Source organism: Thermus sp. H19.2 (assembly GCF_054979525.1).
On sequence record NZ_CM143429.1, the window covers coordinates 1,415,508 to 1,428,289 of the forward strand.

A 12,782-nucleotide genomic window follows, 5' to 3' on the forward strand; every position below is an offset into this window, starting at 1 on the left:
GCCTGGGGCGGCCGCGGTTTGTGGGGCAGGGAGAAAAGCCCCACCCTCACCCCGCCCCACCCTCTCGTGGTGGAGCTTTGGCTTGGGCTTCGGCCTCGCGGACGATGGCCCGCGCCAGGTCGCTGAAGATGCGCCGGTGGATGGGGTAAAGGGCCCGCCAGTAGAGGAAGCCCGTGAGGCCCTTGGGCTCAAAGTAGGCGGTCTGGACGAGGAGGCTCCCCCCTTCCTCCTCCCGGGCCTCCCACTCCAGCCAGGCCCGCCCGGGCAGGCGCATCTCCGCCCGCAAGCGGAGGAGCCGGGGAGGGTCGGCCACCTCCACCCGCCAGAAGTCCACCGCCTCCCCGGGGAGGAGCTCGGTGGGGTGGCGCCTCCCCCGCCTCAGGCCCGGACCCCCGAGGAGGCGGTCCAGAAGCCCCCTTAGGGCCCAGGCCCAGTTCCAGACAAGCCAGCCCCTTTCCCCTCCCAAGGAGGAAAAGCTCCGGAAGAGGGCCTCAGGAGGGGCCTTGGCGCGGAGGACGCGGACCTCGCGGATGAGGCCCTCCCGGTCCTCGAGGCGGAAGCCCCCGCCGTAAAGCGCCCCGGACCAGCGGGTCTCCACCTCCCCCAGGGCGATCCTCTCCAGGGCGAGCTCCACCGCCTTGCGGTAGGGGAGGGGAAGGACCTCGGGGAAAAGGGCCCTGGCCCGGGCGGTGTCCGCCACCAGGGGGTGGAGGATCCCCTCCACCAGGGGCAGGGCGAGCCGGTTGGGGATGGGGGTCACCAGGCCCACCCAGAGGGCGGCGAGCCTTGGGGCAAGCACGGGGACGGGGAGGATGACCCGCTTAAGCCCCCGGACCTCGGCGTAGGTCTCCATCATGGCCTTGAAGGAGAGGGGTTCCGTGCCGATCTCCACCACGCCGGAAGGCCCCCTCTCCAGGGCCAGGACCAGGTAGGCCAGCACGTCGCGGATGGCGATGGGAGAAACGGGGTTCAGCACCCAGCGGGGGGCCACCATGAGGGGAAGGCGCTCCGTGAGGTAGCGGACCATCTCAAAGCTGGCGGAGCCCGAGCCGATCACGGGCCCCGCCCGGAACTCCGTGGCGGGGAGGTTGGCCCTCAGGATCTCCCCCACCTGGGCCCGGCTCCTTAGGTGGGGGGAAGGCCGGCCCTCTTTGGGCAGGAGCCCTCCGAGGTAGACCACGTGCGAAAGGCCCGCCTCCCGGGCCACCCGGGCGAAGGCCTCCGCCTGGCGGCGCTCCGCCTCCTGGAAAGCCCTCTCCGAGAGCATGGCGTGGACCAGGTAGTAGGCGGCCTCCACCCCCTCCAGGGCCCGCCTGAGGGCCTCCTCGTCCTCGAGGCTTCCCCGCACCACCTCCACCCGCCCCGCCCAGGGGCGCCCCAGGAGGCGGCTCTCGTCCCGCACCAAGACCCGCACCTGGTGGCCCCGCTCCAGGAGGCGGGGCACGAGCCTTCCCCCCACGTACCCCGTGGCCCCCGTGACCAGGACGCGCACGCCCCCAGCTTACCCACCCTCCCCTTGGGGAAAGGTGGCGAGGGACCATGGCCCAGGCCAAGGTCTTTCCCGAACGCGGGGGTTACCCTAGGCCCCGTGCGGGCTTTGGTGGTGGGGGCGGGCATCGGCGGGCTGGTGGCGGCCAGGGCCCTAAGCCGGGCGGGCCTCGAGGTCTTGGTCCTCGAGGCCCACACCTACCCGGGCGGCCTCGCCGGGAGCTTTCACCACCGGGGCTTCCGCCTGGACGCCGGGGCCACCCTGCTTTCCGGCTTCGCCCCCGGGGGCCCCATGGCCCTCGTCGCGGAGGCCCTGGAGGTGCGCTTCCCCGTGGAGCCCTTCCCTGAGGGCTTCCCCCTCATGGCGGTCCACCTGCCCCGGGGGGAGGTGGTGCGCCCCGTGGGACGGGAGGCGGAGCGGGAGGCCCAGCGGGACTTCTTCGGGCCCCAGGTCCTCCCCTTCTGGGCGTGGCAGGAGGCCAGGGCAAAGGCCCTCCTCGCCCTCGCTCCCCGCCTCCCCTGGCCCCCGGAAAGGGAGGAGTTTCCCCGCCTCCTCACCCTCCTTCCCCGGCTCCTTCCCCTCCTTCCCGACCTCTTCTTGAAGGCGGTCCACCGGGCCCCCCAGGACCCCCACTTCCTCCGCTTCCTGGACGCCCAGCTCCTCATCGCAAGCCAAGCGGAGGCCAGGCGCACCTACGCCCTCTACGCCGCCCTGGCCCTGGACCTCCCCCACATGGGCCCCGCCCTGGTGCCGGGGGGCGTGGGGCGGGTGGCCGAGGCCCTGGCGGAGGGCCTCCCCGTGCGCTACAAGGCCCGGGCGGAGAGGCTTCTCCTCCGGGAGGGGCGGGCCTTGGCCGTGGAGGTGGCCTACGGGGGAAGAAGGCGGGGGGAAAGGGAGGTGGTGGAGGCCGACCTCTTCGTGCTGGACGTCCCCCTCGCCCCCCTTCTCGGCCTTCCCCCTAGGGCCCCCAAGGACGCCTGGGGGGCCTTCGTGGTCCACGGGGTCCTGCCCTTTAGGGCCCCTCCCCCCTACTTCCGGCAAAACGCCAGGGAGAGGCCCTTCGCCTTCCTCTCTTTGCGCCCCGAGGGGGAGAAGACGGCCTTCGCCCTAAGCCTCCACACCCCCCTCGCCCTCTGGGAGGGGCTTTCCAGGGAGGAGTACGGAAGGCTCAAGGCCCGCTGGGGGGAGATGGCCCTGAGCCTGGGGGAAGCCCTCCTTCCCGGGCTAAGGGAGGCGGAGTTCCTCCTCTTCGGCACCCCCAGGACCTACGCCCGCTTCGCCGGGCGGGCCTGGGTGGGGGGGTTCCCCCAGACCCACCCCTTCCGCTTCCCCCGGGTGCGGCCCTTCCCCAACGTCTTCCGGGTGGGGGAAGGGGTCTTCCCTGGGCAGAGCGTCCCCGCCGCGGCCCTCTCCGGCCTCAGGGCGGCCCGCCTGGCCCTAGAAGCCCTAGGTCTTGCAGGTAGCGAAGGAGAACCCTGGCCGTCCTTCCCTCCCTTTCCGTGAGGAGGTCCAGGTGGGTGAGGCCGGGGAGGACCCAAAGGCGGGCCTCCGTCCCCGGGAAGAGCTCCCCCAGACGAAAGTCCTCCGCCTTCGGGTAGAGGCCCCGCCCGGCCCCTAGGGCGAGGAGGGGGTAAGGGAGGGCCCGGGGCTTGAGGCCCGGGAGGACGTAGGGGTACCCCCCCACCTCCAGGAGGAGGCGGTAGGGAAAGTACCACTCGGAAAAGCCCGTCTCGGGGAGGGCGAAGGCCCTGAGGAAGGCCCTCGGGTCCGTGGCCTCCCCGGTGTCCCGCCAGGCGATGGGGCCCGCCCTTGGCCCCCGCACCGTTCGCACGAGCCGCCCCTGGAGGAGGCCAAGGAGGCTCAGGCCCTCCCTGGCCCAGACCCGCCCCGCGCTCACGCTGAAGACGGGGAAGGGGCTGTAGTGGTCGTCCACCCTTAGGAGGGCCAGGGCCTCCCGGGTGGCCCGGTAGGGGCCGAAGGGGAGGGTCTCCTCGGGCTTTTTCGCCGCGAGGAAGGCCTCCGCCTCGGCCAGGGCGAGCTCCTTAGGCCCAAGCCCCGGCCACGCCAAGACGGGGCTCCCCTCCCCCCGAAGGAAGGCCCGGTAGCCCACAAGCCGCCCGAAGGGGAGGTCCGCCCCCTCGTAAAAGGCCTCCTCCGAGAGGGGCACCACCCCGGGGGCCCCGTCCAGGAGGACGAGCCCGGAAAGCTTTTCCCCGTGGAGGAGGGCGTAGAGCCCCGCGAGGGCCGCCCCCAGGGAGTGGCCCGCGAGGACCACGGGGGCCCGGGCCCTCGCCGCCTCCACCGCCAGGTCCAGGTCCTCGAGGTGCACCTCCAGGCCCCAACCCCTCAAGGGGGCGAGGTCGGGGAGGGGGAGGGCCCGGTAGTAGGCCACGGGGTCTTCCCGGAGGAAGCCCGAGCGGTCCTCCAGGCCGTTGGCCCGCCTCTCCCAGGCCCAGACCTCGAGGTCCGGGGCCATGGACTTAAGGTGCTGGGCCAGGAGGGCGAAGTTGGTGCTCCCCCCAAGAAGCCCCGGCACCAGGAGGAGGACGGCCTTAGGCCTTGGGGCGGGGTAGACGAGGGCGTAGCTACGGTCCAGGTCCGGCCTCCCCGTATCCGCCCCGGGGAGGACCCGGTACTCCTGGCCCTGGGCCAGGAGGAGGGCAAGGAGCAGGGCCAAGAGCCGCTTCATGCCCCTCACCTTACCTCGGCGAGGACGAGGCCAAGCTGGCCCAGCCTACGGACCTCCCCCCGGAACCCCGCCCCCTCCAGGAGGCGGAGGAAGGCCTCCGGCGTGGGGCGGAAAAGCCCAAAGGGGCCTCCCGGCCCCAGAAGGAGGAGGCCGAAAAGACGACCTCCGGGTCTAAGAACCCGCCTCGCCTCCCAGGCCGCCGCCACGGGGTCCAAAAACTCGTTCCAGGTGGGCCCGATGGCCACGCCGGAGAAGGCCCCGTCCCGGAAGGGAAGCCTTTCCCCGTGGGCGAGGAGGTAGGCCCCGGGGCGGCGCCCTTGGGCCACCTCGAGGAAGGCGGGGGAAGGGTCCACCCCCACCATCCCCTCCCCCAGGGCCTCCCGGTAGACGCCAGTCCCGGTGCCCACGTCCAGAAAGGGCCCCCCCGTGGGAAGAAGCCACTCCCGGAGGAGGGCGAGCTCCCCGGCGAGGTCCAGGCGCCCCCCGGAGAGAAGGCCCGTGGAATGGGTGCGCCAGAGGTCGTAGCCTAAGGCCACGGGGGGAAACCGGTTGACCAGGGCCAGGAGGGGCCTTTCCCGGAAGGCCCGGAGGTCCAGAAAGCCCCCCTTCCGGGGGAAAACCCGGCCGCACCCGGGGCACCCCTCCCCCAGGAGGGGCCTGCGGCAGAAGGGGCAGGCGAGGAGGGGAAGGAGCCAAGAGGGAACCCCCTCCCCGGGAGGCCCCGGGAAGGGGGGTTGGGGGGGCTTAGCGGTTTCCACCCAGCACGGTGGCGTCCACCACCGCCACCACGGTGAGGGTGCCCGCCTTCAGGCTTCCCACGGCGAAGACGGTGTACATCTTGCCGCCTTCCAGGGTGACCCCGGGAAGGGCCAGGGCCACGGTGGAGGTGCCGGCCGCCCGGACCTCGAGGTCATAGGTCCCCGCGGGCACAGAGAGGTAGGTGCTGGCCCGGGGGAAGGGAAGCCCGGCGAAGAGCACCGGCCCACCCTTCACCGCCACGTCCACCGCCGGGGCGTCGGGGGAGGCGTGGACCACCCGGATTCGGGCGTACCCGGCCCGGGGGAAGAAACCCGCCAGGGTGTCGGTGTAGACCTGGGGACGGATCTGGGCCAGGAAGCCCGTGGCGGCCACGGTGTAGTAGACCCCCTCCTTGAGGTCCAGCTCGGCGTCTATGACCACGGGAGCGTCGGCCCCTGAAGGCACCACCTGCACCCTCACCTTGGCGGCGGGAAGGGGGATGTAGGGGGTAACCTCCTTGAAGGCCAGGCCCGTGATGGCCTTCTGCCCGTTCACCAGCACGTCCACCGCCGGGGCGTCGGGGGAGAGGTGGGCCACCCGCACCATGGCCCCTTGGGCCAGGGCGAGAGCGCCTGCCAGGACCAGCAAACCGAGAAGCCTTTTCACGATTTACCTCCAAGCAAAAGGGTAAGGCTAGGGCGGAAAGGGCACCTTGGCCTGGACCACAAAGGACCCCTCCCCCTCGCCTAAACCCGTTGCCGGAGGAGGCGGAGGCCGTTCAGGGTCACGAGAACCAAGGCCCCGCTATCCGAGAGCACCGCAGGCCAAAGCCCCGTGAGGCCGAGGAGGGTGGTGAGGAGGAAGAGCCCCTTGAGCCCTAGGGCGAAGAAGACGTTCTGCCAGACCACGGCCAGGGTCTTGCGGCTCAGGGCGAAGGCCCGGGGCAGGGCCTCGAGGGAAAGGAGGCCCACGTCCGCCGCCCGAAGCGCGGCCTCCGTCCCCTCGGCCACCGCGAGGCCCACCGTGGCTCGGGCCAGGGCGGGGGCGTCGTTCACCCCGTCCCCCACCATGGCCACCCCGCCCTCCTCCGCCAGGGCCGCCACCCGCCTGAGCTTGTCCTCGGGGGAAAGCCCCGCCTCCACCTCGTCCGCCTCGAGGCCCAAGGCCCGGGCGAGGGCCAAGGCCGCCTCCTCCCGGTCCCCGGTGAGGAGGTGGAGCTTAAGGCCCATCCCCCTAAGCGCCTCCAGGGCCCGGCCCGCCTCCTCCCGGGGCTCGTCCCGGAAAGCGAGGAGGGCGAGGGGCCTCTCCCCCTCCACGAGGAGGGAGAGGGTGTGGCCCTGGGCCGCCAAGGAGGCCACCGCCTCCCGCGCCTCCTCAGGCAAGGGAAGGGCCTCCGGGCGCAAAAGGCCCACCTCCTTCCCCCCCACCCGGGCGAAGGCGCCCAGCCCCGGGACCTCCCGGTGGCCCTCCGCCTCCAAAGCCCTCCCCTCGGCCTCCCGCACCGCCCGGGCCAGGGGGTGGGCCGAGCCCTGGGCCACCCCCTTGGCGAGGGCCAAGGCCTCCTCCGCCCCCACCCCCAAGGGCACCACCTGGACGAGCCGGGGACGGCCCAAGGTGAGGGTCCCCGTCTTGTCCAGGGCCAGGTGGCGCACCTTCCCCAGGCGCTCCAGGGCGGCCCCGCTCTTAAAGAGAACCCCCGACCTCGCCCCCCGGGCCACGCCGGCCGCGAGGGCCGCAGGCACGGAGACCACGAGGGCGCAGGGGCAGGCGATGAGGAGGAGGGCGAGGGCCTTGTAGAGGTGGCCCGGGAAGTCCCCCAAAAAGAGGGGCAGCGCAAAGGCCACGAAGCCCGCGAGGAGGAGGACGAAGGGGGTGTAGCGGCGGCTGAAGGCGTCTATAAGCCTTTCCACCTCCGCCTTCTTCAGCATGGCCTCCTCGGCGAGGCGGGCCATCTCCGCGAGGAAGCCCTCCCCGGGAAGCCTTCCCACCCGCACGAGGAGGCTCCCGCCTTCCACGAGGCTTCCCCCATAGACCCGGTCCCCCGCACCCTTGGCCTGGGGCAGGGGCTCCCCGGTGAAGGCCGCCTCCTCCACCCAGGCCTCCCCCGAGACCACCACCCCGTCCGCCGGCACCCTCTCCCCTTGGGGCACCCGCACCCGGTCCCCCACCCGTAGCGCGGAAAGGGGGACCTCCTCCACCCCAGCCTCCCCCACCCGGAGGGCCCGCCTGGGAAGAAGCCCCCCGAGGGAGAGGAGGCCCTTTCGGGCCTGGGCGGTGGCCTGGGCCTCGAGGACCTCCCCCACCAGGAAGAGGAAGACCACCACCGCCGCCTCCTCGGCCGCGCCGATGGCCAAGGCTCCGAGGGTGGCCAGGCTCACCAGGACCTGGATGCTGAAGGGGTTCCGCCTAAACCCCAAAAGCCCCTTCCGCGCCAGGGGCAAGACCCCCACCAAAGCGGCAAGGGCGTAGGGAAGGCCGCCTTTGGCGAAGAACACGTCCCAAAACCAGGCGAGGAGAAGGAGCCCCCCGCTCAAGAGGGCCCAGGGCCAGGGCCCGGGAAGCCCCCCCTCCCCTTCCCCGTCCGCGCGGAGCCGGTAGCCAAGGGGCCTGAGGCGGGCCTCCGCCTCCCCCACCGCCTCCTCCCCCTCCAGGGCCAGGTAGGCCTTGCCGCTGGCGTAGCTCACCTGGACCCCCACCACCCCCGGCACCTCCTGGAGGGCGGATTCCACCTTGCGGGCGCAGTCGGCGCAGTCCATGCCCTCCACCCGGAAGACGCGCACCCTGGGAGCCTTCATGTCCCCAAGGTAGCATCGTTTGATTAATTGTTCAAGTGTTTTCTTCCGCGTGGGCCAGGGCCTCCCCCAGGAGGCCCTCCACATGACGGTCGGCGAGGCGGTAGTAGACCTGCTTCCCCTCCCGGCGGAAGTCCACGAGCCGCGCCTGGCGAAGAAGCCTCAGCTGGTGGCTCACCGCCGAGACCGAGACCCCGGCGAGGAGGGCGAGGTCGCAGACGCAAAGCTCCCCCGCCGCCTTGAGGGCGAGGAGCAGGCGCATCCTCGTGGGGTCGGAAAGGGCTTTGAGAAGGAGGGCGGCCTCCTTGACCACCCTCTCCTCGGGCAGGGCGGCCCGGGCCTTCTCCACCCTCTCCGGGTGGATCTCGTAGACCCCGCAGACCGCCCTACCAGCCCCGCTTGGCAAGCCTTTCCTCCTCCTTGAGCTGGTCCAGGTTGATGCCCACCATGGGCTCGCCCAGGTCCTCGCTCACCTCGGCCAGGACCTCGGGGTCGTTGTAGTAGGTTACGGCCCGCACGATGGCCCGGGCCCTTTTCCTGGGGTCCCCGGACTTGAAGATGCCGCTTCCCACGAAGACCCCGTCCATGCCCAGGTGCATCATGAGGGCGGCGTCGGCCGGGGTGGCGATCCCCCCGGCGGCGAAGTTCACCACGGGAAGGCGGCCGTGCTGGTGGACCCACCTCACGAGCTCCAAGGGAGCCCCGATCCCCTTGGCGTAGGCCATGAGCTCGTCCTCCCTCAGGGACTGGACGTAGCGGATCTCCTTCCACATGGTGCGGGCGTGGCGCACCGCCTCCACCACGTTGCCCGTCCCCGCCTCGCCCTTGGTGCGGATCATGGCCGCCCCCTCGGCGATGCGGCGGAGGGCCTCCCCCAGGTCCCGGGCCCCGTTCACGAAGGGCACCCTGAACTTCCACTTGTCGATGTGGTGCTCCTCGTCGGCGGGGGTCAGGACCTCGGACTCGTCAATGAAGTCCACCCCAAGGGCCTCGAGGATCATGGCCTCCACGAAGTGGCCGATCCTCACCTTGGCCATCACCGGGATGGACACCGCCGCCATGATCTCCTTGATGATCTTGGGGTCGGACATGCGGGCCACCCCGCCTTGGGCCCGGATATCGGCGGGGACCCTTTCCAGGGCCATCACCGCCACCGCCCCCGCCTCCTCGGCGATCACCGCCTGCTCCGGGGTGGTCACGTCCATGATCACCCCGCCCTTGAACATCTCGGCAAAGCCCGTCTTGATCTGGAAGGTTCCCTTCTCCATCCCGCCCTCCATCCTCTAGCTTACGCTCCCCAGGGTCAAGGGACCTGGGGCACAAAACCTGGGCATCCCAGGACGCCTTGGAGTTGAGGCATGCCGGGGAAAATCCAGTTGGCGGGCGCTCAAGGCAGGTAGGCCAAGGGGTTCCGGGCCACCCCGCCCACCCGCACCTCAAAGTGGAGGTGGGGCCCCGTGGACCAGCCCGTGGAGCCCACGTAGCCGATCACCTGCCCCGCCTCCACCCACTCTCCGGCCCGCACGGCGATGCGGGACATGTGGGCGTAAAGGGTCTCCACCCCGCCCCCGTGGTCCAGGACCACGTGGAAACCGTAGCCCACCGAGCTCCAGCCCGCCACCTCCACCTGGCCGGCCTTGGCGGCGTAGATGGGGGTGCCGTAGGGGGCGGCGAGGTCTATCCCGGTGTGGAAGCGTTGAAACGCCCCCCGCTGCCCGAAGTAGGTGGTGATCTGGAAGCCGGAAAGGGGCCAGCGCATCCCGCCCTCCTGGTAGCTCACCCGGCGCACCTGGGGTTTGGGAGCCTGGGCTTGGCGAAGCCGGGCCTGCCTTTGGGCTTCCTGCCGCCGCCTTTCCTCGGCCAGCCGCCTAAGCTCCTCCTGGCGCCTGCGCTCGGCCTCGAGGCGGGCCCTTCGCTCTTCCTCCTGCTTGGCCAGAAGCCGCTGGTAGGTGGTCTTGGCCTGGATTCCAGGAAGGAGGACCAGATCCCCCGGCCTCAGGGCCGTGGGGTCCTTCACCCCGTTGGCCTGGGCCACCTTCACCGGGGAAAGGCCAAACCGCAAGGCCAAGGACACCAGGGTCTCCCCCTCGGGCAGGGCCACGAGGAGCCCCTTAGCCCCCTTGGGGATGTAGATCACGCTCCCCGCCACCAACCGGTCTAGGCTCTCCAGGGAGGGGTTGGCGGACACCAGCTCCAAGGGGGAAAGGCCGAAACGCTGGGACAAGGAAGCCAGGGTATCCCCCGGGCGCACCCGGTAGGCCACCACCCCAGGGGGCACACGGGGCTCCCGCTCCTCGGCCGCCACCAAGGGGATACGGAGCTCCTGCCCCACCCGAAGGCGGTCGTCCTCCAGGCCGCTGGACCACTGGATGTGCCTAGGGTCCACCCCGTAGCGGGCGGCGATTCCCGCCAAGGTATCCCCCGGCTTCACCCGGTAGAGAACCCAGCCCTTCCTGGGGGCCTGGCCCACCTCCACCGTGGCCTCCGGCAGGGGGATAGGGCTTAAGACCAGGGGGTTGGCTTGCGCCCAAGCGAGGGCCGCCACGAGGAAATACACGCCTTGGAATGCCCGCAACCATCACCTCCAAAAAGGAAACCCCAAAACCCCGGGGGGATTATACCAGCCCCACCCGGTTCCAGGGCAAGGGGCGGAGGAGGCCTCATACCACCCCATGCTGGCCCAAGCCAGCGTGGAGGCCCCGGCACCACCCCTGGGCTTGGGCGAAGGGTTCACGCGAAAGAGTATCACCGGGCCGCCAAGGAGGCCAAAAACTCCTTGTTGCTCTTGGTGCGGGCCAGCCGGGCGAGGAGCATCTCCATGGCCTCGGCGGGGTCCATGTCCGCCAAGACCTTGCGCAGAAGCCACATCTTGTGCACCACCTCCTCCCCCAAAAGGAGCTCCTCCCGCCTCGTGCCGGACTTCAGGATGTCGATGGCCGGGAAGATGCGGCGCTCCTCCAGGCGGCGGGAAAGGTGGAGTTCCATGTTGCCCGTGCCCTTGAACTCCTCAAAGATCACGTCGTCCATGCGGCTTCCCGTCTCCACGAGGGCGGTGGCCAAGATGGTGAGGCTTCCCCCTCCCCGGATGTTCCGCGCCGCCCCCAGGAAGCGCTTAGGGAAGTAGAGGGCCGCCGAGTCCAAGCCCCCTGAAAGGGTACGCCCCGTGGGCGGGGTCACCAGGTTGTTGGCCCGGGCCAGGCGGGTGATGGAGTCCAGGAGGATCATCACGTGCCCCCCCTCCTCCACGATGCGCTTGGCCCGCTCGTGCACGAACTCCGCCACCCGGATGTGGTTCTGGGGCGGCTCGTCAAAGGTGCTGGCGATGACCTCGGCCCCCTGGACGCTTTCCCGGAAGTCCGTCACCTCCTCGGGCCGCTCGTCGATGAGGAGGACGATGACCTTGATGTCGGGCTCGTTCTTGAGGACGGCGTTGGCGATCTTCTTGAGGAGGGTGGTCTTCCCCGCCTTGGGCGGGGCCACGATGAGGCCACGCTGGCCCCGGCCGATGGGGGCCAGGAGGTCGATGACCCGGGTGGAGAGCTCGTCCGGGGTAGTCTCCAGACGGATCTGCCGGTCGGGGAACTGGGGGATGAGCTCGTCAAAACGGGGGCGGTTCTTGGCGGTCTCGGGGTCCAGGTCGTTGACCGCCTCCACCTTTAGGAGGGTGCCGTAGCGCTCGTTCTCCCGGGGCGGGCGCACCCGGCCCACGATGTAGTCCCCGCTCCTTAAGGCGTACTGGCGGATGAGCCCGGCGGAGACGATGGCCACCCGGGACTCCAGGTTGTAAAGGCTCTCCGTCAGGAAGCCGTACCCGTCGGGGCTGATCTCCAGATAGCCCTTGACCAGCTGTAGCCCCTCCCCCTGGGTCTGGCGCTCCAGGAGGGCCATGATGAGCTGGTCCTTCTTCATGCGCTTGTAGCCTTCGATGCCGGCTTCCTGGGCCAGGAGGTGCAACTCGGGCAGGATCTTGGCCGAAAGCTCCTGGTAGGAAAGAGGGGCTTCTTGGACTTCCGCTTTCCGCTTCATGGCTTGACCTTCTCCCAGTCCTCCATAAACCGCTTGAGGCCGATGTCCGTGAGGGGGTGCTTGAGGAGCTGTTTAAACACGGCGTGGGGCATGGTGGCGATGTCGGCCCCCAAAAGGGCGGCCTCGGTGACGTGGCGGGGGTGGCGGATGGAGGCGGCGATGACCCGCGCCGGGAGGTCTTGCACCTGGAGAAGCTCCACGATCTCCCGCAGAAGCTCTCCCCCGTCCCAAGAGATGTCGTCCACCCGGCCCAGGAAGGGGCTTACGTAAGCCGCCCCGGCCCTGGCCGCCAGAAGGGCCTGGTTGGCCGAGAAGATCAGGGTCATGTTGACCCGGATCCCCTCGGCGGAAAGCCGCTTGCAGGCCTTGAGGCCCTCCTCGGTGGTGGGGAGCTTGACCACGATGTTGGGGTGGATCTCCGCCAGGCGCCTACCCTCCGCCACCATGGCGGGGGCCTCGAGGGCCGTCACCTCGGCGGAAACGGGTCCTCCCGCCGCCTCGCAAATGGCCTTTAGGTGCGCCCGAAACCCCTCCCAGGTAAGCCTCTCCCCCTTGGCGGCGAACTCCTTGGCCACCAAGGTAGGGTTGGTGGTGACCCCGGAGAGGACTCCCCAACCGGCAATCTCCCGTATCTCCTCCAAGTTAGCTGTGTCCAAGTAAAGCTCCATGGCTAGGCTCCTTTTGACGGGAAGAGGACCGGCTTAGCCTGAGTCTAGCAGACCTTGCCGGGCGGTTGTCAAGGGAGGGGAAGGGCTGCTAGCATGGCCTTAGCCGCCAACGGGGGATTCTACCCCAGGGGGCACAGGTTGTAAAGGCGAGGATGGGGAGAGTACCCCTTTCCAAGAGCCTAAAAGCGAGCCGGGGAGGGTGGAAGCCCGGCGGTGAGGAAAGGTGGGAAGATCGCCCCGGAGCCGCGGGAGGAAAGGGCCAGCCCCGAGTAATGCCCGCCGGGTGGCGCCCGTTATAGCGCCTCAACGAGGGCCTGGGGGCCTTCCCCAGGAAGCGCGGTGGTACCGCGGAAGCGCAAGCTTTCGTCCGCGCCTTAAGG

Annotated in this window: 11 protein-coding genes; 1 reads left to right on the top strand and 10 read right to left on the bottom strand. The window is 70.5% G+C overall.

Going from position 1 to position 12,782, the window contains the following annotated elements:
- Positions 1-46: 46 nt before the first annotated feature.
- Positions 47-1,492, bottom strand: a complete 1,446-nt coding sequence (locus ACY5J6_RS07730) for an SDR family oxidoreductase (RefSeq protein WP_462844411.1) — start codon at positions 1,490-1,492, stop codon at positions 47-49.
- A 96-nt stretch (positions 1,493-1,588) separates the two neighbouring features.
- On the opposite strand from ACY5J6_RS07730, the gene ACY5J6_RS07735 reads away from it, so the two are divergent.
- Positions 1,589-2,992 (top strand): phytoene desaturase family protein, encoded by a 1,404-nt coding sequence (locus ACY5J6_RS07735; RefSeq protein ID WP_462844412.1) that lies wholly within the window; start codon positions 1,589-1,591, stop codon positions 2,990-2,992.
- Here ACY5J6_RS07735 and ACY5J6_RS07740 read toward each other — a convergent pair.
- The 9 genes from ACY5J6_RS07740 to fsa all read right to left on the bottom strand — a co-directional run bounded on the left by ACY5J6_RS07740 (position 2,907) and on the right by fsa (position 12,402).
- Positions 2,907-4,178: an alpha/beta fold hydrolase gene (locus ACY5J6_RS07740; protein WP_462844413.1), complete on the bottom strand. Its 1,272-nt coding sequence runs from the start codon at positions 4,176-4,178 to the stop codon at positions 2,907-2,909. The two genes, ACY5J6_RS07735 and ACY5J6_RS07740, sit on opposite strands and share 86 nt — an antisense overlap.
- A gap of 5 nt (positions 4,179-4,183) precedes the next feature.
- Entirely contained in the window at positions 4,184-4,936 is a 753-nt protein-coding gene (locus ACY5J6_RS07745) for a methyltransferase domain-containing protein (protein WP_462844414.1), read from the bottom strand.
- Positions 4,923-5,582 (bottom strand): DUF4397 domain-containing protein, encoded by a 660-nt coding sequence (locus tag ACY5J6_RS07750; RefSeq protein WP_462844415.1) that lies wholly within the window; start codon positions 5,580-5,582, stop codon positions 4,923-4,925. The genes ACY5J6_RS07745 and ACY5J6_RS07750 overlap by 14 nt, the downstream gene beginning before the upstream one ends.
- Positions 5,583-5,662: 80 nt before the next feature.
- Positions 5,663-7,711, bottom strand: coding sequence for a heavy metal translocating P-type ATPase (locus tag ACY5J6_RS07755; protein ID WP_462844416.1), 2,049 nt, complete (start codon positions 7,709-7,711; stop codon positions 5,663-5,665).
- Positions 7,712-7,742: 31 nt separating this feature from the next.
- Positions 7,743-8,114: an ArsR/SmtB family transcription factor gene (locus ACY5J6_RS07760; protein ID WP_462844417.1), complete on the bottom strand. Its 372-nt coding sequence runs from the start codon at positions 8,112-8,114 to the stop codon at positions 7,743-7,745.
- Positions 8,095-8,976, bottom strand: a complete 882-nt coding sequence (gene pdxS, locus ACY5J6_RS07765; RefSeq protein ID WP_462844418.1) for a pyridoxal 5'-phosphate synthase lyase subunit PdxS — start codon at positions 8,974-8,976, stop codon at positions 8,095-8,097. Before pdxS ends, ACY5J6_RS07760 begins: the two co-directional genes overlap by 20 nt.
- A gap of 119 nt (positions 8,977-9,095) precedes the next feature.
- Positions 9,096-10,265 carry a peptidoglycan DD-metalloendopeptidase family protein gene (locus ACY5J6_RS07770; protein WP_462846508.1) on the bottom strand — a complete coding sequence of 390 codons (1,170 nt, stop codon included), beginning with the start codon at positions 10,263-10,265 and terminating at the stop codon, positions 9,096-9,098.
- 188 nt (positions 10,266-10,453) lie between these two features.
- Positions 10,454-11,734, bottom strand: a complete 1,281-nt coding sequence (rho, locus tag ACY5J6_RS07775) for a transcription termination factor Rho (RefSeq protein ID WP_462844419.1) — start codon at positions 11,732-11,734, stop codon at positions 10,454-10,456.
- Positions 11,731-12,402: a fructose-6-phosphate aldolase gene (gene fsa / locus ACY5J6_RS07780; RefSeq protein ID WP_462844420.1), complete on the bottom strand. Its 672-nt coding sequence runs from the start codon at positions 12,400-12,402 to the stop codon at positions 11,731-11,733. Before fsa ends, rho begins: the two co-directional genes overlap by 4 nt.
- Positions 12,403-12,782: the final 380 nt, after the last annotated feature.